Raw genomic sequence first — 20,953 nt, forward strand, 5'->3', positions numbered from 1 at the left:
TTATTGATGCGTGACGACAATAAGGCGCAACGCATCCAGACGCCAGTTCGCCTGCTCGAGGCTTTCCAGAACCTGCTGACGGTTGGTGTCGATAGCCGTCAGTTCGTCATCACGGATGTTAGGGTTTACTGCGCGCAGTGCTTCCAGACGTGACAACTCTGCAGAAAGTTTTTCGTCGGCTTCGTTACGCGCGGCATCGATCAACGCACGGGCAGATTTCTCTATCTGCGCTTCACCCAGTTGTAAAATCGCGTGGACATCCTGTTGAACCGCATTGACCAGCTTGCTGCCCGTGTGACGGTTCACGGCGCTTAACTGGCGGTTGAAGGTCTCGAACTCGACCTGCGCCGCCAGATTATTGCCGTTTTTGTCCAGCAACATACGCACCGGCGTTGGCGGCAGGAAGCGGTTAAGTTGCAGTTGTTTCGGTGCCTGGGCTTCGACCACATACACCAGTTCAACCAGCAAGGTGCCAACTGGCAATGCTTTGTTTTTCAACAGAGAAATCGTACTGCTGCCGGTATCGCCCGACAATATCAGATCCAGGCCGTTACGGATCAGCGGGTGTTCCCAGGTGACAAACTGCGCATCTTCGCGCGACAGCGCCACGTCGCGCTCGAAGGTAATGGTACAGCCGTCTTCAGGTAAACCCGGGAAGTCCGGTACCAGCATGTGATCGGAGGGGGTCAAAACAATCAGATTCTCACCGCGATCGTCCTGATTAATACCCACGATATCAAACAGATTCATAGCAAACGCAATCAGGTTGGTATCGTCATCCTGCTCTTCAATACTTTCGGCCAACTGTTGCGCTTTTTCACCGCCGTTGGAGTGAATTTCGAGCAGACGGTCGCGACCCTGCTCCAGCTGTGCTTTCAGCGCCTCATGTTGTTCGCGGCAGGATTTAATCAGCTCATCGAAGCCATCGCTGTTTTCAGGCGCGGCCAGGTAGGTGATCAGATCGTTATACACCGTATCATAGATAGCACGCCCGGTCGGGCAGGTGTGTTCAAACGCATCCAGACCTTCGTGATACCAGCGAACCAGTACCGACTGCGCGGTTTTTTCCAGGAAAGGCACATGGATCTGAATATCGTGCGCCTGGCCAATACGGTCGAGACGACCGATACGCTGTTCCAGCAGGTCCGGGTTAAACGGCAGGTCAAACATCACCAGGTTACTGGCGAACTGGAAGTTACGGCCTTCTGAGCCGATTTCAGAGCACAGCAGAACCTGAGCACCGCTATCCTCTTCTCCAAACCAGGCGGCTGCGCGGTCGCGCTCAATAATTGACATGCCTTCGTGGAACACAGCGGCGCGAATACCTTCACGCTCGCGCAGAACCTGCTCCAGCTGTAATGCGGTGGTGGCTTTCGCGCAGATGACCAGCACTTTCTGCGAACGGTGGCTGGTCAGATAGCCCATCAGCCATTCCACGCGGGGGTCGAAGTTCCACCATGTGCCCGTATCGCCTTCGAATTCCTGATAAATCTGCTCCGGGTAGAGCATGTCGCGGGCTCTGTCTTCCGCGCTTTTACGTGCGCCCATAATCCCGGAGACTTTAATCGCCGTTTGATACTGCGTCGGCAGCGGGAGTTTAATGGTGTGCAGCTCGCGTTTCGGGAAGCCTTTAACACCGTTACGGGTGTTACGGAACAGCACGCGGCTGGTGCCGTGGCGGTCCATCAGCATGGAGACCAGTTCCTGACGGGCACTCTGCGCGCCTTCACGATCGCTGTTGGCGGTTTGCAGCAGCGGTTCGATATCCTGTTCGCCAATCAGCTCGCCGAGCATATTGAGTTCGTCATTGCTCAGCTTATTGCCTGCCAGCAGCATCGCAACGGCATCCGCAACCGGACGGTAATTTTTCTGCTCTTCAACAAATTGCGCGAAGTCGTGGAAACGGCTTGGGTCCAGCAGACGCAGACGTGCGAAGTGACTTTCCATCCCCAGTTGTTCCGGCGTTGCGGTAAGCAGCAAGATACCCGGAACGCGTTCCGCCAGTTGTTCGATAGCCGCATATTCACGGCTGGGCGCCTCTTCGCTCCACACCAGGTGGTGCGCTTCATCGACAACCATCAGATCCCATTCGGCGTCGCACAGGTGTTCCAGTCGCTGCTTACTGCGGCGGGCGAAGTCCAGCGAGCAGATAACCAGTTGTTCGGTTTCAAACGGGTTATAGGCGTCATGCTGGGCTTCTGCGTAACGTTCATCATCAAACAGCGCGAAACGCAGATTAAAACGACGCAGCATTTCCACCAGCCACTGATGCTGTAACGTCTCAGGCACGATAATCAACACACGCTCTGCCGCACCGGACAACAATTGCTGATGCAGGATCATTCCCGCTTCAATGGTTTTTCCTAAGCCTACTTCGTCCGCTAACAGTACGCGCGGGGCGTGGCGACGACCAACGTCATGAGCAATATTGAGCTGATGCGGGATCAGGCTGGTACGCTGGCCGCGCAGGCCGCTCCACGGCATGCGATACTGTTCGCTCTGAAATTTACGCGCGCGATAGCGCAGCGCGAATCGATCCATGCGGTCGATTTGACCCGCGAACAGACGATCCTGCGGTTTACTGAAGACCAGTTTACTGTCGAGCAGTACTTCACGCAGCATGACACCCGTTTCTTCGTTATCAAGTCGAGTACCAACGTAGGCGAGCAGACCGTTTTCTTCTTTTACTTCATCGACTTGCAACTGCCAGCCTTCATGGCTTGTAATCGTATCACCGGGATTAAACATCACGCGGGTCACGGGGGAGTCACTACGCGCATACAGACGGTTTTCACCTGTAGCCGGGAAAAGTAAGGTGACGGTTCGCGCATCCATCGCGACAACAGTTCCAAGTCCCAGTTCGCTTTCTGTATCGCTGATCCAGCGTTGACCAAGTGTAAAAGGCATATGTGTTTGGCTCTATATCTTTAATTGCAGGCAATAATCACCCACTGCCAGGCTAAAGTGGCAGCAGGGTTATATGGGTCCAGGAGTGGAAAGGGCGCTATGGTACTGGATGGCGGCGCGTTCGTCACGCGTCAAAATAACCCCAGTTGCCCTGTCAGTAGTGTAGCAAAATTATCATCAATAAAGGGAAGAATTCCCTCCGCCACAGGCTGTAGCTGGCGCGTCAGGTAGTGCTCGTAATCCAACGGTGAGTGTTGATAATCCACAGGTTCAGGGCCGTTCGTGGTCCACACATATTTTATGGTGCCGCGATTTTGATACTGCGCAGGTCGCCCGCGCGCCAGGTTCTGCTCATCGGCGAGTCGGGCGGCGCGAACGTGTGGGGGGACATTTCGTTGATATTCACTTAATGGACGGCGCAGACGTTTACGATAGACCAGCCGATCGTCCAGCTCTCCCGCCATAAGTTTATCGATGGTTTCCCGCACGTAATCCTGATACGGCTCGTTACGAAAAATCCGCAGATACAACTCCTGTTGGAACTGTTGTGCCAGAGGCGTCCAGTCAGTGCGTACCGTTTCCAGGCCTTTGAACACCATTCGTTGTGTATCGCCTTCCTGAATCATCCCGGCGTAGCGTTTTTTGCTGCCGGTATCCGCCCCGCGGATGGTAGGCATCAGAAAGCGGCAGAAGTGGGTTTCAAACTCGAGTTCCAGCGCGCTGGTTAACCGCTGTTGTTGTAGAGAGTGCGCCCACCATGCATTGACATGTTGTACCAGTGAACGGCCAATTTTCGCCGCCTCCTCTTCCGGGTGCGCGCCTTTCAGCCAGACGAATGTGGAGTCAGTATCGCCATAGATAACGTCATAACCTTGTTCTTCAATGAGCGCTTTGGTCTGGCGCATGATCGCGTGGCCGCGCATGGTGATCGAGGAGGCGAGGCGGGGATCGAAAAAGCGACAAGCGGTGGTGCCGAGCACGCCGTAAAACGCATTCATGATGATCTTCAGCGCTTGCGAAAGCGGTTTATTACCGTGACGTTTGGCCTCGTCACGCCCGAGCCAGATCTGGGTAACGATCTCTGGCAGGCAGTGTTTTTCCCGCGAGAACCAGGCGTCGAGAAATCCTTCGGTGCTGTGTGCAGGATCGGGCTGCGCCATGCCTTCCACCAGGCCGACGGGATCAATGAGAAAAGTACGGATGATTGAGGGGTACAGACTTTTGTAATCCAGTACCAGCACCGAGTCATACAAGCCGGGACGAGAGTCCATCACATAACCGCCTGGGCTGGCTAAGGGCGGCACTTCCCCCAGATTGGGCGCAACATAACCGGCGCGGTGCATACGGGGAAAATAGAGATGCCCAAAGGCAGCAACCGAACCGCCGTGGCGGTCTGCGGGCAAACCGTTGACCGTTGCGCGTTCCAGTAAAAACGGCATGATTTCCGTTTTGTGAAAAATCCGCGTGACCAGCTCGCAATCTTTCAGATTATAGGTGGCAAGCGCGGGTTTATCTTCGGCGAAGCGGCGGTCAATTTCGTCCATACGATCCCAGGGGTTATCGATGGATTTGCCTTCGCCGAGCAACTCCTGTGAAACGGTCTCCAGAGAAAATGAGGAGAAATTCCAGAACGCGGATTTCAGCGCTTCAATGCCGTCAATAATGAGTCGTCCCTTTGCCTGAGCGAAGAACACCCCGTTTTTAAAGCCGTGCTCGCGCCATTCCAGCTCCGTCTTCTCGCGCCCCAGACACAAAGGAATGCGATAGCGCTCGGCGTGTTTTTGCAAGACGCGTAAATCGAACTGCACCACATTCCAGCCAATGAGCACGTCAGGATCATGTTGGGCAAACCAGGCGTTGAGCTTTTCCAACAGCTGAGGGCGGCTCGCCACATATTCGAGATTAAAATCCAGCGCACGGGCATCGCCATTCTCCGGACCGAGCATATACACAGTACGTTGGCCGCAGCCTTCCAGACCAATGCAGTAAAGCTCGCCGTGGCGATTGGTTTCAATGTCCAGCGACACCCATTTCAGCGGCGGGCGATAGTGCGGGTTTGGCTTCAGGCGTGCATTAATGATGCCGTCACGGTGGTTGTCGCCATCGACCCACACCGGAGAGGTGATAAACCGCTCCATCAGATAGCGTTCCGGCGGGCGTACATCGGCTTCATAGACCGTGATGCCGTTTTCTTTCAGCCGTTTTTCCAGACGCATAAGCTGTCGATGGGAGCGGCAGTACAGACCTGAAACCGGCTGGCGGTGAAAATCTCGCAAATTGAGCGGCGCGATACGATAGCCATTTTCAGTGCTTAACAGTGCAGCCGCGCGGGGAATGTGATCGACGGGGATAAAGGCTACCGACTCCTGCGGCGCGAGCGTGACCTGCAATGGGCCATTGTCCGTCGCCAGCCAGAATGAGACTTCGGTTCCCTGCGGGGTATCCCGCCAGTGCCGGGTTAAAATAAAACCTGCCTGCGCCACGCTGTGTACCCATCAAAAAAACCAGGCCTGAGTATAGCCTGGTTCTGTCCGTTTTACTGATTTTTTATACAGCAGTTTATGCAATGGGTTGCGGTAGAATGCGTAAGACAAGATATCCGCTGTACCAGATTGTTTCACTCAGCAAAAAAGTACTTTTCGCTGTTAATGACCTATAACGACTGGTTGGCGTTGGCGAAGTCCACGCTACGATGCCGTTGTCCTGGACGATGGTCATCAGACGTCGCATATGAAGAGGATCGCTGACGATAAGCGCAGAGTGTAATTGATGTTCCTGCATCAGCATTTTGGCAAAGCGGACATTTTCACGGGTGAGAGTGGATTGCTCTTCAATCAATACAGCGCTCGCAGGGATCCCTTTGGCAAGCACATATCGCAGAGCCACCGCAGCATCTGAACGGGTAGCGTTTGGGCTGAGTCCCCCCGTCAGAATTAGTGTGTGGACTCGTCCTTGCTGATAAAGCGTGATTGCATGGTTCAGCCTCTCCCTGAATACCGCAGAGGGGAGTTCACCCGCGATACCCGCACCCGCCACAATGGCGCAATCAGCGCTCCGGGTTTCATCCTTATGACTGTAAAGGACGATGCTAACCGCATTAAAAAGAAAGAAACACAGGAGAGTGAAGATGAGGAAAATTACAGCGCAGGTCGAGAATTTGTACATGCCCGGACGTCCTTGTGAATGAGGCATGACTATAACGCCAACCGATGCGGCTGGCGATGATCCGTTTATTGTCCGTAATAGGCTTTTGCACCGTGCTTGCGCAGGTAATGCTTATCGAGCAGCGTCTGTTGCATATCCGGCAGCAGCGGTGTGAGCTGGCGACAGAAAATGCCCATATAGGCCACTTCTTCCAGCACAATGGCGTTATGAACCGCGTCTTCTGCTGTTTTTCCCCACGCAAAAGGGCCGTGGGAGTGCACCAGCACACCGGGCATCTGCGTCGCACTAATTCCCTGTTTCTCAAAGGTTTCTACGATCACGTTACCGGTTTCCCATTCATATTCGCCATTGATTTCCGCATCGGTCATTTTACGGGTACAGGGTATGGCGCCATAGAAATAGTCAGCGTGCGTCGTTCCTGTGGCTGGGATCGACTGGCCCGCCTGCGCCCAGATGGTGGCATGGCGTGAATGGGTGTGGACGATTCCGCCGATTGTCGGAAACGCCTGATACAGCAGCCGGTGGGTTGGCGTGTCGGAGGAGGGTTTCTTCGTACCTTCAACGACCTCTCCGGTGGCGATGCTCACGACGACCATATCTTCAGCGGTCATCACGCTGTAATCAACGCCAGAAGGCTTGATCACCATTACGCCTTGTTCCCGGTCAACCGCGCTGACGTTCCCCCAGGTGAGAGTGACCAGGTTGTGTTTCGGTAGCGCCAGGTTGGCTTCCAGTACCTGACGTTTGAGATCTTCTAACATGTTGGCTCCTGTGTGCCGGATGGCGCTGCGCTTATCCGGCCTACAATGCTTGCGTAGGCCCGGTAAACGCAGTGCCACCGGGCATTCCGATACGACGCTTAACGTTTAAAGCCGTAATAAACCTCGTTCCAGCGCAGCGCATCTTTAAACGCAGGCAAGCGGGTATCGTTATTGATCACGCTGATTTCGATGTCGTGCATTTCAGCGAACTGGCGCATGTCGTTCAGATCCAGCGCATGGCTGAAGACGGTATGGTGTGCGCCACCGGCGAGGATCCAGGCCTCGGACGCCGTCGGCAGGTCGGGTTGCGCTTTCCACAGGGCGTTGGCCACCGGCAGTTTCGGGAGGTCATGCGGTGTTTTTACCGTGTCGATGCAGTTAACCAACAGGCGGTAACGATCGCCCAGATCAATCAGGCTGGCGACGATTGCCGGGCCGGTTTGGGTATTGAAGATCAGGCGGGCAGGGTCATCTTTTCCGCCAATGCCGAGGTGTTGTACATCGAGGATCGGTTTTTCCTCAATGGCAATTGATGGGCACACTTCCAGCATATGCGAGCCGAGCACCAGATCGTTGCCTTTCTCGAAGTGGTAAGTGTAATCCTCCATAAAAGAGGTGCCGCCCTGCAGACCGGTTGACATCACCTTCATGATGCGAAGCAGGGCGGCGGTTTTCCAGTCGCCTTCACCGGCAAAGCCGTAGCCTTGCTGCATCAGACGCTGCACGGCAAGGCCAGGAAGCTGTTTCAGGCCGTGTAAATCTTCAAACGTGGTGGTGAAGGCATGAAATCCGCCTTGCTCGAGGAAACGCTTCATGCCCAGCTCAATGCGCGCCGCTTCACGCACGTTCTGGCGTTTATCACCGTGGATCTGCGTGGCGGGAGTCAGGGTATAGCTGCTTTCGTACTCGTCGATGAGCGCGTTAATGTCGCCGTCGCTGATGGCGTTCACCACCTGCACCAGATCACCCACCGCCCAGGTGTTAACGGAAAAACCGAACTTGATCTGCGCGGCCACTTTATCGCCGTCCGTCACCGCGACTTCACGCATGTTATCGCCAAAACGGCACACTTTCAGATGACGGGTATCCTGTTTGGAAACGGCATGGCGCATCCACGAACCAATACGCTCGTGTGCCTGTTTGTCCTGCCAGTGGCCGGTGACAACGGCGTGCTGCTGACGCATACGTGCGCCGATAAAACCGAACTCACGACCGCCGTGTGCGGTCTGATTCAGGTTCATAAAGTCCATATCGATGCTGTCCCACGGCAGAGCAGCATTGAATTGAGTGTGGAATTGCAGCAGCGGTTTGTTGAGGATCGTCAGACCGTTGATCCACATTTTGGCCGGGGAGAAGGTGTGCAACCACACCACCATACCGGCACATTTGTCGTCATAATTGGCGTCACGGCAGATGGCGGTGATCTCATCCGGGCGCGTGCCCAGTGGTTTAAGGACCAGTTTGCACGGCAGTTTGGCTTCGGTATTCAGTGCTTTTACGACGTGCTCGGCATGCTGAGTCACCTGACGTAGGGTTTCAGGACCATACAGATGCTGGCTACCAATCACAAACCACACTTCATAATTATCAAAAATCGTCATTGTCGTGTCCTTAATGAGTCAGGGTTGCCTGAGTTTCCGGGGCTTTTGGCGCCGGGGTGGCAGTCGGGAGATAGTGTTGTTCAGCACTTATCGCCCACTGTTGGTAGCGACGATAAAGCTGTTCGAAACGTTGGGCCTGTTCCGGGCGAGGTTGTAACGTGTGCTCGACAGCGCTCGCCATTTTGTCCTGCGCGGCAGGAATGTCGGCGTGCACCCTGGCGGCGACGGCGGCAAAAATCGCTGCGCCGAGGGCGCAACATTGGTCAGAGGCAACAATTTGTAGTGGGCGGTTGAGCACGTCGCAGCACGCCTGCATCACGCTGACGTTTTTACGGGCGATACCGCCGAGCGCCATCACGTTATTGACCGCAATGCCTTGTTCGGTAAAGCATTCCATGATGGCGCGTGCGCCAAAGGCCGTGGAGGCGATCAGGCCGCCAAACAGCGCTGGCGCGTCTGTGGCAAGATTCAGGTCGGTAATCACCCCTTTCAGACGCTGGTTAGCGTTTGGCGTACGGCGGCCGTTAAACCAGTCGAGCACCACCGGCAGGTGATCCAGCGACGGATTTTTTGCCCACGCTTCGGTCAGCGCGGGTAACAGCTGTTTCTGGCTGACTTTGATCTGATCTTTCAGCTCAGGATGCGAAGCGGCAAGCTGTTCTAACGGCCAACTGAGAATGCGACCAAACCAGGCGTAGATATCGCCAAAGGCGGATTGACCCGCTTCCAGACCGATAAAACCGGGCACCACGCTACCGTTGACCTGCCCGCAAATCCCTTTCACCGCGCGCTCGCCGACGCTGTTTTTGTCTGCAATCAGAATGTCGCAGGTGGACGTCCCGATCACTTTCACCAGCGCATTCGGCTGCGCGCCAGCGCCGACGGCGCCCATATGGCAGTCAAACGCGCCACCGGAAATCACCACGCTTTTCGGCAAACCGAGGCGCTGTGCCCATTCGGCGCAGAGCGTACCGACGGGAATGTCGGCAGTGAACGTTTCGCTAAACATCGGGTAGGACAAGTGGCGATTAAGCAACGGATCGAGTTCGTCGAAGAAACTGGCGGGCGGCAGGCCTCCCCAGCTTTCATGCCACAGCGATTTGTGTCCGGCGCTGCAGCGGCCGCGGCGAATGTCCTGTGGGCGGGTGGTACCGGAAAGCAGGGCGGGCACCCAGTCACACAGCTCAATCCAGGAGACGGCGGCTTGCGCGACGGCGCTATCTTTGCGGCTGACATGCAGGATTTTTGCCCAGAACCATTCACTGGAATAAATACCGCCAATGTAACGGGAGTAATCAATCTTGCCCGGTGTATGACACAGGCGAGTGATCTCTTCTGCTTCTTCCACCGAGGTGTGGTCTTTCCACAGTACAAACATCGCGTTTGGGTTGTCGGCGAACTCCGGGCGCAGGGCCAGGATATGACCGTCGGCATCAATGGGGGCTGGCGTGGAGCCGGTGCTGTCAACGCCAATCCCGACCACCTCCGCACGCTGTGATGCGCTGAGTTCAGCCAGCACGGTTTTCAACGCCGATTCCATCGACTCAATGTAGTCGCGTGGGTGATGGCGAAACTGGTTATTCGGACCGTCGCAATAACGCCCTTCCTGCCAGCGCGGATACCACTCTACGCTGGTGGCGATCTCTTCGCCGGTGGCGCATTCCACCGCCAGCGCTCGTACTGAATCACTGCCAAAATCGAGGCCAATTGCAATCGCCATCGTCTTACTCCATCCAAAAAAACAGGTATGGAGAAACAGTAGATAGTGGGGATAAAAACCGTCAGGCAGGATCCGCTAATCTTATGGATTAAAGAGCTATGTCATCGCAAAGTGTGACGCTGTGCAAATAATCAATGTGGACATTTCTGCCGTCTTTATAGACACTTTTGTTACCCGTTTTCGTCGCCTCGATAGTGTGTCTTTGTTACAAGATGCTTTTCACACGCGGGTTGGTGCTCCGCCACTGAAATCACGGCGGCCAGGAGCGGTGAAACAGAAGGTGTCTCCTGGAATATGGACAATTTGTTTCTTCATTTAACGCCTGGAGTAATGAATTTATGGCTGAAACGCAAAATGATCCTCTGCTGCCGGGGTACTCGTTTAACGCACATCTGGTGGCGGGGTTAACCCCTATCGAAGCGAACGGATATCTGGATTTTTTTATTGACCGACCGTTGGGGATGAAGGGTTACATTCTTAATCTGACCCTGCGTGGCGAAGGGGTCATCAATAACCACGGGAAACAGTTTATCTGTCGCCCGGGGGATATTTTGCTGTTTCCGCCAGGCGAAGTTCACCATTACGGACGCCATCCCGACGCCAGCGAATGGTATCACCAATGGGTTTACTTTCGTCCGCGCGCTTATTGGCAAGAATGGCTGGCCTGGCCGACAATTTTTGCTCAGACGGGATTTTATCGTCCGGATGAGGCCCATCAGCCCCATTTCAATGACATGTTTGGCCAGATTATTAGCGCCGGGCAGGGGGAAGGGCGTTACTCTGAACTCCTGGCGATCAATCTGCTGGAGCAATTGTTGTTGCGCCGCATGGAAGCGATCAACGAATCGCTACACCCGCCGATGGACAACCGTGTGCGTGACGCCTGCCAGTACATTAGCGATCACCTGGCGGACAGCCATTTCGATATTGCCAGCGTGGCGCAACATGTTTGCCTGTCGCCTTCTCGCCTGTCACACCTGTTCCGTCAGCAACTCGGTATCAGCGTGTTAAGCTGGCGTGAAGATCAGCGTATCAGTCAGGCGAAACTGTTGCTCAGTACAACCCGGATGCCGATTGCTACCGTAGGGCGCAATGTCGGGTTTGATGATCAACTCTATTTCTCCCGCGTTTTCAAGAAATGCACCGGGGCCAGTCCGAGCGAGTTTCGCGCCGGATGTGAATAAAAAGTGAATGATGTGTCTGCAAAATTGTCATATCCCGTAAACTATTCAGATAAATGATGGCTTGACGAAGTGAGAGAGGGTTAGCAGAATCCCTGCTTCGTAAAACTGACGGGCATACTATGCAAGCATTGCTGGAACACTTCATTCTCCAATCCACCCTCTACTCGTTAATTGCGGTCCTGCTGGTGGCTTTTCTGGAATCGCTGGCGTTGGTCGGGCTGATTTTACCGGGTACGGTGTTGATGGCAGGGCTGGGAGCGCTCATCGGCAGCGGAGAAGTGAATTTCTGGCATGCCTGGCTCGCGGGCATTGTGGGATGTTTACTGGGCGATTGGATCTCTTTTTGGCTGGGGTGGCGTTTTAAAAAGCCGCTGCACCGCTGGTCATTTATGAAAAAGAACAAAGCGCTGCTGGATAAAACCGAGCATGCGCTGCATCAGCACAGCATGTTCACCATTCTGGTCGGGCGTTTTGTCGGCCCTACGCGTCCGCTGGTGCCGATGGTGGCGGGAATGCTGGATCTGCCGATCGCAAAATTCGTCGTGCCTAATATTATTGGCTGCGTGCTGTGGCCGCCTTTCTATTTTTTACCGGGGATCCTGGCCGGTGCGGCGATCGACATTCCCGAGGGCATGCAGAGCGGTGGTTTCAAATGGTTGTTACTGGCGACGGCGTTGCTGCTGTGGGTCGCAGGCTGGCTGTGCTGGCGGTTGTGGCGTTTTGGTAAGGCTGCCCCCGATCGACTGACCTCCTTTTTATCCCAGGGCCGCTTATTGTGGCTGACGCCGGTCATCTTTGCTCTCGGCGTGATGGCGCTGGTGACGTTGCTACGCCATCCGCTGATGCCGGTTTACATTGCAATTTTACGGAAAGTCGTGGGTTACTGAGTTCGTTTTATGCCGGATGGCGGTTTCACCTTATCCGGCCCACACGCTGCCATCCGGCAATACTATTTATGCGTTAATCCCCAACAGCGCTGAAGCGCTGGCCCTGCCGCTAAGCAATTCATCGGTCTCACCCTGCCACGCGATGCGTCCGTCGGCCACCACAACGGAACGTGTCGCAATGCGCGCCGCGTCCTCTATGCTGTGAGACACCATTAGCAGCGTCAATTGCCGTTCGCGACACACGTCGCTGACCAACGCCAGCATTTCCTGGCGCAGGGCGGGGTCGAGTGCGGAAAACGGTTCGTCGAGCAGCAGCACCGGCTGTTCACGGACCAGGCAGCGCGCCAGCGCCGCACGTTGGCGCTGACCGCCGGAAAGCTCGCCCGGTAACCGCGCCATCAGGTTATCGATGCCCATCTGGCGGGCGATGTGCTGAATTTTCTCCCGTTGAAGCGCATTGAGCTTCAACCCCGGATCAAGCCCAAGACCGATGTTTTGTTGCACCGTGAGATGGTTGAACAGGTTGTTTTCCTGAAACAGCATAGAAACCGGGCGATGGGCGGGGGGCGTAGTGGTGTGATCCTCTCCTTCAATCAGCAGGGTACCGCTGGCGGGCGCGAGGAATCCCGCAACGAGGTTCAACAAGGTACTTTTCCCGGCGCCGCTAGGTCCCAGCACTGCCACCTGTTCGCCGCGCTCTACAGAAAGCGTAAAACGCATCGGCAAATGGTGATACAGCCAGGTGATATCAGTCAGTGTTAACATGTCGCCCCGGTAGTTTTTCAATCACAGTAAAGAGCATAAAGCAGAGTATCAGCAGCAATAGCGCGGTTACTGCGCCGTCCTGACTGCGGTAAGAGCCAATCTGCTGGTACAAATAAAAAGGCAGCGTGCGGAAATCATCGTTGCCAAACAGGGCGACGACGCCAAAATCGCCAATAGACAGTACGCAGGCAAATGCCAGCGCCTGCGCCAGCGGCCGTTTCAGCGCGCGCAGTTCAACCACATTCAGACGTGACCATCCCTCGATCCCCAGCGACTGGCACAGCCTGCTGTACCGCGCCGTCACGTCTCGCATTGGGTTTTCCAGCACTTTCAATGCGTAAGGTATCGCCATTAGCGCATTGGTGAAAATCACAATCCCGTCTGCAGATTCCGGCAAACCGATGCTGTTGTTCAACAGCAGAAAAAAGCCTGTCGCCAGGACAATGCCGGGCATGGCAAGAATCAACATGCCACTCAATTCTAGCGTCTGACCCGCGACGATCTGTTGCCGTGCCCGCAGTTCGCGACTGCTCCACAACAGCATCATGGTCAGAATAACGCACAGCAAACCGGCGGCCAGTGCGATGCGCAGCGATGTCCACAGGGCCTGCCAGAGAACCGGTTGTGCGAGTACATCCAGCAATTGGCGGTTGAAACCGTCAATAATGACCGCCAGGAGCGGGGGCAGCAATAGCAGTAGCGCCAGAATAATCAGCGCCGCGTCAGCCAGGCGGCTACGCAGGCGATCGTCCGGATCACGCCAGCCTTGTACCAGCGTCGTTCCCGGCGCAATAGCCTTGCTTAAGCGTTGGCTCAGCAGTACCAGCGCCAGGCAGCATGTCATCTGGATCAACGCCAGTATTGCCGCCCGCGCAGGATCGAAGTCGTAACTGAGAGCCTGATAAATCGCCAGTTCGATGGTGGTTGCCTGAGGGCCGCCGCCGAGTGAGAGAACGGTAGCAAAGCTGGCGAAGCAGAGCATGAAAATGAGCGCCGCCACCGGAGGGATTTGCCGACGCAACCACGGCCACTCCACATAGCGGAAAAAATTCCAGCCACGCATGCCTAACTGCGCAGCGAGCTGTCGTTGTTCACCGGGGATGTTTTCCAGCGCCTGTAGCAGTAAGCGGCTGGCCATCGGCAGATTAAAAAAAACGTGCGCCAGCAGAATGCCCTGCAACCCGTAAGGCGAGAAACGCCACTCCACGCCCAGCGTTTGCCAGAGAGTGGCGAGCCATCCCTGGCGACCATAGACGCTGAGAATACCGAAAACAGCGACCAGAACCGGCAGAATCAGGGTCATGGCGCACAATCGTAATAATGCCAGACGACCGGGGAAACGGCGTCGGTAAAGCGCCCTGGCAAGGAAAATCGCCGGAACCACGGATAACAGCGCCGAGAGAAACGCCTGCCAGAACGAAAAACGCACCACATGCCACAGGTAGCTGTCCTGCCAAAGCGAGAGCCATTCCCCCTGCGGCGCGTTAAGCCAGAGCGCCAGAAATGCGGCCAGGGCGACAGCCACCATCAGCGTGGCGGCACAAAGTCCGGGTATCAGCCAGCCGGGAATTAACGGCTGACGGCGCGTTGCCATTCGCTGATCCAGGCCTGACGTTGAGATGCCACCTCAGCAGGAGTGAACTCCAGCGTGGTGGCCGGTTTGGTCAACTGATCAAACCCGGCGGGTAGCGTGACGTTGGTGACAGGGTACATCCAGTTGCCCGTGGGGATGGCGTTCTGGAATGCCGGAGAAACCATAAATTTGAGGAATTTCTCTGCCAGTTCCGGCTGCTTGCTGGCCGCGGTACGGGCGGCGACTTCTACCTGCAGATAGTGGCCTTCGCTGAAGTTTGCCGCGGCGTAATGGTCTTTCTTCTCTTCGATAATGTGATACGCCGGAGAGGTGGTGTAGCTCAGCACCAGATCGCTTTCCCCTTTCAGGAACAGGCCATAGGCTTCGCTCCAGCCTTTGGTGACGGTGACCGTTTTGGCCGCCAGTTTCTGCCAGGCTTCGGGCGCTTTATCGCCATACACTTTCTGCATCCACAGCATCAGCCCAAGACCCGGCGTGCTGGTGCGCGGGTCCTGATAAATCACGCGCCATTTCTGGTCGCTTTCGACGAGCTCCTTCAGACTTTTCGGCGGGTTTTTCAGCTTGTTTTTGTCATAAACAAACGCGAAATAACCGTAGTCGAAGGGGACAAACGTTTCGTTTTTCCAACCGCCAGGTACGTTGACGGCATCAGGCGCAATGCCGCTTTTCGCAAACAGTTTGGTTTGCGTGGCGGCGTCGATCAGGTTGTTGTCCAGCCCAAGTACCACATCGGCTTTGCTGTTCTTCCCTTCCATGCGCAGGCGATTAAGTAATGAGACGCCATCTTCCAACGCGACCATTTTCAGTTCGCACTGGCAGTCGGCTTCAAAGGCTTTCTTGATGGTGGGACCGGGGCCCCAGTCGGCGGCGAAGGAGTCGTAGGTATACACAGTCAGCACGGGTTTAGCGAAGGCCGGTGCAGCACACAACACCAGTAAGGGAAGACATTTTTTTAACACTTTGCACCTCATTAAAAGAGTGGCAAAGGACTTGAGCGTTAGCCTCAAATCCCTTCGCCGGCGTTATCCGGATCAGGTTCGACGGGTATTTTCTCAGCCCACGCACCTGGCGCAGCACCCCGTTGAGAACGGCACATTGTAATGATTACGTGAAGAGATCAAAAGGGTTAAGGATCTGGTGGGGCAAACCACGCCGATTTAAAGTCGAACCAGCCGAGCGTGTTCATCCGTAAGCCGCGCATACTGCGCTGCCCCTGAATGATCAGCCAGTGGTGAATGAGTGGCACAATCGCTTTGCTGGCAAGCAACTGCTGGCACCATGTGGCCAGATTCATCTCGCCTGCGTGCCACTGCGCGGCATCTTCTTTCCAGTCTCGAGGGATACAGTTTTGCAGCAGCGGTACTTCGCATAAGTGAGCGAACAGCGAGAAGTCGAGCGGCAAGGTAAAGTTAGCGCTGTTGAGCCAGATATCGCTCTCGATCTCACCCGTGTGCCACTGATCGTAGTCGATCTCCTGAATAGTCAACTGAACCTGATGCTCGGCAAGCAGGGCGCTCATGATCTGTGCAATAACCCGGTGTTCAATGTGTTCGCGATAGTAAGTCAGCGTCAGCGTTTCCAGACCCGCAGGCTTTTCACCGTGTCCCGGTCGGGCATGGTGCCATCGGGGCAGTAATCCATACGCGGGGAACCACAGGCGCTGGTACTGCTCATTGGCGTGGTAAAGCAAATGGGTGGGGGAAAGCACGTGGCTTACCCATTCTCTGACCTGCTGATTGGCGCCGCGATGGGTTCGCGCATCAAAGAGTAAATAGTAACAGCCTTCTTCAAGACGACTTTCAATGGCCTTTTCACTTTCCACCGTGCCTTCGAGCATCAAGCCGCAGGTCGGTTCTTCGCTAATGTCCGGTAACACCCAAACATTCACTTCATCAATGAGCGCCCGGTAGCCGAAGTAATCGTCAAAGGCGTGGATTTTAAGTTGATTACGCGTATTGCGCATGACGGCATAAGGGCCAGTGCCTATCGGATGGCTGGAAAAATTGTTCAGGGTTTCCCATTCTCGCGGCAGGATCATCGCCGGAACCTGGCCTAACAACCACGGAAGCCAGCGATCGGGATGCGAAAGATGCACATCCAGTGTCCAGGTCGTAGGAGAGACAATCTGCGTAATGTGCGAGTAGAGCGGTAGGGTGTTGATGCGTGTGAGAGACGACACCACATCTTCCATTTCCAGCTCTCGCCCGTGGTGAAAGTGAATCCCCGGTCGCAGAAAGAATCGCCATTGCAAAGGGGAAATTTGTTGCCAGTGGTGGGCAATATCGGCTTCCAGTTCCCCATTTTCCTCATTTACGCGGGTCAGCGCACTGAAGATTTGCCGGACGATATGGGTTTCAGAGCGGCGCAATGCGCTACCTGGCAGCAGATTGTGCATGGGGCGATAGTAAAGCACGCGCAGGATATGTCGGCCCTGGCGGAAGCTGCGCCCCAGATGCGAGACCAGCATTTGCCGGACGGCTGTTTTGTCACCGACTAATTGCACCAGTTGGTCTATGCGATCCTGCTCCAGTAGGTCCTCGGCCCGTTGTTGCTGTAGCGCAAGTCCGGTGTAGAGAAAGGTCAGGCGTGAGCGTTTACCGCGACCGACTTCGGCTTCCCATGTCAGCCAGCCGCGCTCCTGCATCGTGTTCAACAGTGTACGCATATGGCGGCGGGAGCAACTGAGCAGTTCCGCCAGCTCGTTCAACGTGGTGTCTTGCGTTTTTCCGTCACAGCATTGCCACAGACGGATGAACTGTTGTTGCAGACGACCTGAAGACATAAAAGAGGAACTCCTGCGCAAAACTCAGCAATTTTATAATCCTCATATTAGGCCAATAATGGATTCCGATGAAGCAATATGGAGAGGTCGTCTATGCGTCCGTTTTTTCTGCACTACTTTACCGCGACTGAAGGGGTGTCCTGGTTGGCTTGCCTGAGCGCGCCGCAGCGCTTAAAGATGCTTGAAGAACTGATGCAATGGGAGGTGACAGCCTGATCTCTGAGTTCCACTTTGCAGACATCATGTGTGACTGAGTATTGGTGTGGGCTCTGGCCTAAAATCACCCGCCAGCAGATAATACCTGCTGGCTTTTTTCGTTTCAGCAGCGCGAGTAAGGAACGGTATGCTCTGGATTATGACGATGGGACGGCGTCTGAATGGTGTTTACGCGGCATTCATGCTGGTGGCTTTTATGATGGGGGTGGCAGGTGCGCTTCAGGCGCCGACGTTGAGCCTGTTTTTGAGCCGCGAGGTGGGGGCGCAGCCATTTTGGGTCGGGCTGTTTTATACGGTCAACGCCATTGCCGGGATCGCGGTGAGTCTGGGGCTGGCAAAACGTTCAGATAACCGGGGTGACCGCCGTCGACTGATCATGTTTTGCTGCCTGATGGCCATCGGTAATGCGCTGTTGTTTGCGTTTAATCGTCATTACCTTACGTTGATAACCTGCGGCGTACTGCTGGCATCGCTGGCGAATAGCGCCATGCCGCAACTGTTTGCTTTGGCGCGGGAGTATGCGGACAGCTCGGCGCGCGAAGTGGTCATGTTCAGTTCGGTGATGCGTGCCCAGCTCTCTCTGGCGTGGGTGATTGGTCCGCCGCTGGCGTTTATGCTGGCGCTGAATTATGGCTTCACCACCATGTTTGCTATCGCAGCGGGGATTTTTGCCATTAGCCTGGTGCTGATTGCGTTCATGTTGCCTTCAGTGGCACGTGTCGAACAACCCGCAGACGCGCCTGAGACACAGACCAGCGGCTGGCAGGATAAAAACGTACGCATGTTGTTTATTGCGTCCACCTTAATGTGGACCTGCAACACCATGTACATCATTGATATGCCGCTCTGGATTAGCAGCGAGCTTGGGCTACCGGATAAACTGGCGGGGATCCTGATGGGGACGGCGGCAGGGCTGGAAATTCCGGCAATGATCCTTGCGGGCTATTATGTGAAGCGCTTTGGCAAGCGGCGCATGATGCTCACCGCAGTCGCAGCAGGCGTCTTGTTCTATCTCGGACTTATCTTCTTTCACAGCCACGCGGCGCTGTTGGTGCTGCAACTGTTTAATGCTGTGTTTATTGGCATTATCGCGGGCATCGGGATGTTGTGGTTTCAGGATCTGATGCCGGGGCGAGCTGGGTCGGCAACCACGCTGTTCACCAACAGTATCTCGACGGGGGTGATCCTGGCGGGTGTTATCCAGGGCGCGGTAGCGCAAAGTTTTGGACATTTTGCCGTCTATTGGGTGATTGCGGCGATTTCTGTGGTGACGCTGGCGATGACGGGGCGGGTGAAAGATGTATAAAAATGCCGGATACGACGCTTTTGCGTCATCATCCGGCATTATCAGGATCAGCGCATAAATGCCGGTTGCTGCTCTTCATATGCCGTAATGGCATCTTCGTGTTGCAGTGTCAGCCCGATGCTGTCCAGCCCGTTCATCATGCAGTGGCGGCGAAACGCGTCGAGCGCGAAGGGGTAGGATTTGTCTCCTGCGTTAACCACCTGCGCCTCCAGGTCCACGTCGAATGTGATGCCCGGATTCGCCTGCACCAGGGTAAACAGTTCATCCACTTCAGCATCGCTTAACGTCACGGGCAGCAACTGGTTGTTGAAGCTGTTGCCGTAGAAAATATCCGCGAAGCAGGGGGCGATGACGACTTTAAACCCGTAATCGGTCAGCGCCCAGGGCGCGTGCTCGCGTGAAGAGCCGCAGCCAAAGTTTTCCCGCGCCAGAAGAATGGAAGCCCCTTTATATTGCGGGAAGTTCAGGACGAACTCTGGATTGGGCTGCTGACCCTGTTCATCCAGGAAGCGCCAGTCGTTAAACAAATGTGCGCCAAAGCCGGTACGGGTGACTTTCTGCAAAAACTGCTTAGGGATAATGGCGTCGGTGTCGACGTTGGCGGCATCCAGCGGGACAACCAGGCCGGTATGTTGAATAAATTTCTCTGCCATGGTGGTTTCCTTATTTGATGCTGCGAATGTCGGCAAAATGACCGGTAACGGCGGCGGCGGCGGCCATCGCCGGGCTGACTAAGTGTGTACGCCCACCGCGTCCCTGACGACCTTCAAAATTACGGTTACTGGTGGAGGCGCAACGCTCACCCGGATTCAGGCGGTCGTTGTTCATGGCCAGACACATGGAGCAACCGGGTAAACGCCACTCAAAACCGGCTTCGATGAAGATTTTGTCCAGACCTTCCGCTTCCGCCTGGGCTTTCACCGGGCCGGAGCCTGGCACCACCAGCGCCTGGACGCCAGGTGCGACTTTTCGCCCTTTGGCAATTTCAGCCGCCGCACGTAAATCTTCAATGCGTGAGTTGGTGCAAGAGCCGATAAACACTTTATCAATCGCCACTTCCGTTAACGGAATACCGGGTTTTAACCCCATATAGGCCAGCGCTTTTTCGGCAGAGGCGCGTTCGACCGGATCGGCAAATGACGCGGGATCGGGAATGTTCTCCGTTACGGAGATGACCTGGCCTGGGTTAGTGCCCCAGGTGACCTGCGGCGCGATCTCTTCCGCTTGCAGGGTCACGACGGTATCAAATGTGGCGTCATCGTCGGTCTTCAGGGTCTTCCAGTATTCCACGGCGTCGGTAAACGCTTTCCCCTTCGGCGCATGCAGACGCCCCTGTACATAGTTGAACGTGGTGTCATCTGGCGCGACCAGACCGGCTTTCGCACCCATTTCGATAGCCATGTTGCACAGCGTCATACGGCCTTCCATGCTCAGGGCCTGGATTGCTTCACCACAAAATTCAACCACATGCCCGGTACCGCCTGCGCTGCCGGTTTTGCCAATAATCGCCAGTACGATATCTTTGGCCGTAATCCCTGGGGCCGCCGTGCCATTAACGACGATTTTCATGGTTTTGGCGCGGCCCTGTTTCAGGGTCTGCGTCGCCAGTACGTGTTCAACTTCAGAGGTCCCGATCCCGAACGCCAGTGCGCCAAATGCGCCGTGGGTCGCCGTGTGGGAGTCGCCACAGACAATGGTCATGCCCGGCAAGGTGACGCCTTGTTCTGGCCCCATGACATGGACAATGCCCTGATAAGGGTGGTTCAGATCGTACAATTCCACGCCGAACTCGTTGCAGTTCTTTATCAATTCTTGCATCTGAATGCGGGCCATTTCGCCGGACGCGTTGATATCTTTCGTTTGCGTAGAGACGTTATGATCCATTGTTGCGAAGGTTTTACCTGGCTGGCGAACCGGACGGCCATGCGCGCGCAGGCCGTCAAATGCCTGCGGGGAGGTCACTTCATGCACCAGATGACGGTCGATATATAACAGCGGGGTTTCGTTCGGCGCTTCATAGACCACGTGTGCATCGAACAATTTTTCATACAATGTTTTAGCCATG

The 20,953-nt window shown here is 55.3% G+C and carries 16 protein-coding genes and 1 riboswitch; of the genes, 4 read left to right on the forward strand and 12 right to left on the reverse strand.

The window, feature by feature from the left end:
• The 6 genes from rapA to araB all read right to left on the reverse strand — a co-directional run bounded on the left by rapA (position 1) and on the right by araB (position 10,154).
• On the reverse strand, positions 1-2,907 hold the full coding sequence (gene rapA, locus CJP72_RS10895; protein WP_162380950.1) for an RNA polymerase-associated protein RapA: 2,907 nt from the start codon (positions 2,905-2,907) through the stop codon (positions 1-3).
• Positions 2,908-3,038: 131 nt separating this feature from the next.
• Complete coding sequence (gene polB / locus CJP72_RS10900) at positions 3,039-5,390, reverse strand: DNA polymerase II (RefSeq protein ID WP_162380952.1); 2,352 nt, start codon at positions 5,388-5,390, stop codon at positions 3,039-3,041.
• Between the two features lie 76 nt (positions 5,391-5,466).
• Positions 5,467-6,072, reverse strand: a complete 606-nt coding sequence (locus CJP72_RS10905) for a YdcF family protein (RefSeq protein WP_162380953.1) — start codon at positions 6,070-6,072, stop codon at positions 5,467-5,469.
• Between the two features lie 65 nt (positions 6,073-6,137).
• Positions 6,138-6,833, reverse strand: coding sequence for an L-ribulose-5-phosphate 4-epimerase (gene araD / locus CJP72_RS10910; RefSeq protein WP_162380955.1), 696 nt, complete (start codon positions 6,831-6,833; stop codon positions 6,138-6,140).
• Positions 6,834-6,931: 98 nt separating this feature from the next.
• Positions 6,932-8,434: an L-arabinose isomerase gene (araA, locus tag CJP72_RS10915; protein WP_162380957.1), complete on the reverse strand. Its 1,503-nt coding sequence runs from the start codon at positions 8,432-8,434 to the stop codon at positions 6,932-6,934.
• Positions 8,435-8,444: 10 nt separating this feature from the next.
• Entirely contained in the window at positions 8,445-10,154 is a 1,710-nt protein-coding gene (araB, locus tag CJP72_RS10920) for a ribulokinase (RefSeq protein ID WP_162380959.1), read from the reverse strand.
• Positions 10,155-10,492: 338 nt separating this feature from the next.
• Here araB and araC point away from each other — a divergent pair, with 338 nt between their 5' ends.
• The gene (gene araC / locus CJP72_RS10925; protein WP_162380961.1) at positions 10,493-11,338 is read left to right on the forward strand and encodes an arabinose operon transcriptional regulator AraC; all 846 of its coding nucleotides are present in this window, start codon (positions 10,493-10,495) and stop codon (positions 11,336-11,338) included.
• Positions 11,339-11,457: 119 nt separating this feature from the next.
• Positions 11,458-12,225, forward strand: a complete 768-nt coding sequence (locus CJP72_RS10930; RefSeq protein ID WP_162380963.1) for a DedA family protein — start codon at positions 11,458-11,460, stop codon at positions 12,223-12,225.
• A 66-nt stretch (positions 12,226-12,291) separates the two neighbouring features.
• Here CJP72_RS10930 and thiQ read toward each other — a convergent pair whose 3' ends face one another.
• From thiQ to sgrR, 4 genes are all read right to left on the reverse strand, one after another.
• Entirely contained in the window at positions 12,292-12,990 is a 699-nt protein-coding gene (thiQ, locus tag CJP72_RS10935) for a thiamine ABC transporter ATP-binding protein ThiQ (protein WP_162380965.1), read from the reverse strand.
• A complete protein-coding gene (gene thiP / locus CJP72_RS10940; protein WP_162380967.1) occupies positions 12,974-14,584 on the reverse strand; it encodes a thiamine/thiamine pyrophosphate ABC transporter permease ThiP in 1,611 nt (536 codons plus the stop codon). Before thiP ends, thiQ begins: the two co-directional genes overlap by 17 nt.
• A complete protein-coding gene (thiB, locus tag CJP72_RS10945) occupies positions 14,560-15,543 on the reverse strand; it encodes a thiamine ABC transporter substrate binding subunit (protein WP_162380968.1) in 984 nt (327 codons plus the stop codon). The genes thiP and thiB overlap by 25 nt, the downstream gene beginning before the upstream one ends.
• 31 nt (positions 15,544-15,574) lie before the next feature.
• Positions 15,575-15,675, reverse strand: a riboswitch (TPP riboswitch).
• 35 nt (positions 15,676-15,710) lie between these two features.
• Positions 15,711-17,366, reverse strand: a complete 1,656-nt coding sequence (sgrR, locus tag CJP72_RS10950; protein ID WP_162380970.1) for an HTH-type transcriptional regulator SgrR — start codon at positions 17,364-17,366, stop codon at positions 15,711-15,713.
• A gap of 93 nt (positions 17,367-17,459) precedes the next feature.
• On the opposite strand from sgrR, the gene sgrT reads away from it, so the two are divergent.
• Both sgrT and CJP72_RS10960 read left to right on the forward strand, forming a co-directional pair.
• Complete coding sequence (gene sgrT / locus CJP72_RS10955) at positions 17,460-17,582, forward strand: glucose uptake inhibitor SgrT (RefSeq protein ID WP_162380972.1); 123 nt, start codon at positions 17,460-17,462, stop codon at positions 17,580-17,582.
• 127 nt (positions 17,583-17,709) lie between these two features.
• Positions 17,710-18,888: a sugar efflux transporter gene (locus tag CJP72_RS10960; RefSeq protein ID WP_162380974.1), complete on the forward strand. Its 1,179-nt coding sequence runs from the start codon at positions 17,710-17,712 to the stop codon at positions 18,886-18,888.
• 47 nt (positions 18,889-18,935) lie between these two features.
• Here CJP72_RS10960 and leuD read toward each other — a convergent pair whose 3' ends face one another.
• Positions 18,936-19,541, reverse strand: coding sequence for a 3-isopropylmalate dehydratase small subunit (gene leuD / locus CJP72_RS10965; protein WP_162380975.1), 606 nt, complete (start codon positions 19,539-19,541; stop codon positions 18,936-18,938).
• A gap of 10 nt (positions 19,542-19,551) precedes the next feature.
• Positions 19,552-20,952, reverse strand: a complete 1,401-nt coding sequence (gene leuC / locus CJP72_RS10970; RefSeq protein ID WP_162380977.1) for a 3-isopropylmalate dehydratase large subunit — start codon at positions 20,950-20,952, stop codon at positions 19,552-19,554.
• Position 20,953: the final 1 nt, after the last annotated feature.

Origin of the sequence: Citrobacter sp. NCU1 (assembly GCF_010231475.1) — a bacterium.
Classification (GTDB): domain Bacteria; phylum Pseudomonadota; class Gammaproteobacteria; order Enterobacterales; family Enterobacteriaceae; genus Citrobacter_D.

What these genes read in the sequence shown, in the direction of transcription:
- rapA (WP_162380950.1), bottom strand. Translation starts at nt 2,907, where the DNA reads ATGCCTTTTACACTTGGTCAACGCTGGATCAGCGATACAGAAAGCGAA.
- CJP72_RS10905 (WP_162380953.1), bottom strand. Translation starts at nt 6,072, where the DNA reads ATGTACAAATTCTCGACCTGCGCTGTAATTTTCCTCATCTTCACTCTC.
- araD (WP_162380955.1), bottom strand. Translation starts at nt 6,833, where the DNA reads ATGTTAGAAGATCTCAAACGTCAGGTACTGGAAGCCAACCTGGCGCTA.
- araA (WP_162380957.1), bottom strand. Translation starts at nt 8,434, where the DNA reads ATGACGATTTTTGATAATTATGAAGTGTGGTTTGTGATTGGTAGCCAG.
- araB (WP_162380959.1), bottom strand. Translation starts at nt 10,154, where the DNA reads ATGGCGATTGCAATTGGCCTCGATTTTGGCAGTGATTCAGTACGAGCG.
- araC (WP_162380961.1), top strand. Translation starts at nt 10,493, where the DNA reads ATGGCTGAAACGCAAAATGATCCTCTGCTGCCGGGGTACTCGTTTAAC.
- CJP72_RS10930 (WP_162380963.1), top strand. Translation starts at nt 11,458, where the DNA reads ATGCAAGCATTGCTGGAACACTTCATTCTCCAATCCACCCTCTACTCG.
- thiQ (WP_162380965.1), bottom strand. Translation starts at nt 12,990, where the DNA reads ATGTTAACACTGACTGATATCACCTGGCTGTATCACCATTTGCCGATG.
- thiP (WP_162380967.1), bottom strand. Translation starts at nt 14,584, where the DNA reads ATGGCAACGCGCCGTCAGCCGTTAATTCCCGGCTGGCTGATACCCGGA.
- sgrR (WP_162380970.1), bottom strand. Translation starts at nt 17,366, where the DNA reads ATGTCTTCAGGTCGTCTGCAACAACAGTTCATCCGTCTGTGGCAATGC.
- sgrT (WP_162380972.1), top strand. Translation starts at nt 17,460, where the DNA reads ATGCGTCCGTTTTTTCTGCACTACTTTACCGCGACTGAAGGGGTGTCC.
- CJP72_RS10960 (WP_162380974.1), top strand. Translation starts at nt 17,710, where the DNA reads ATGCTCTGGATTATGACGATGGGACGGCGTCTGAATGGTGTTTACGCG.
- leuD (WP_162380975.1), bottom strand. Translation starts at nt 19,541, where the DNA reads ATGGCAGAGAAATTTATTCAACATACCGGCCTGGTTGTCCCGCTGGAT.
- leuC (WP_162380977.1), bottom strand. Translation starts at nt 20,952, where the DNA reads ATGGCTAAAACATTGTATGAAAAATTGTTCGATGCACACGTGGTCTAT.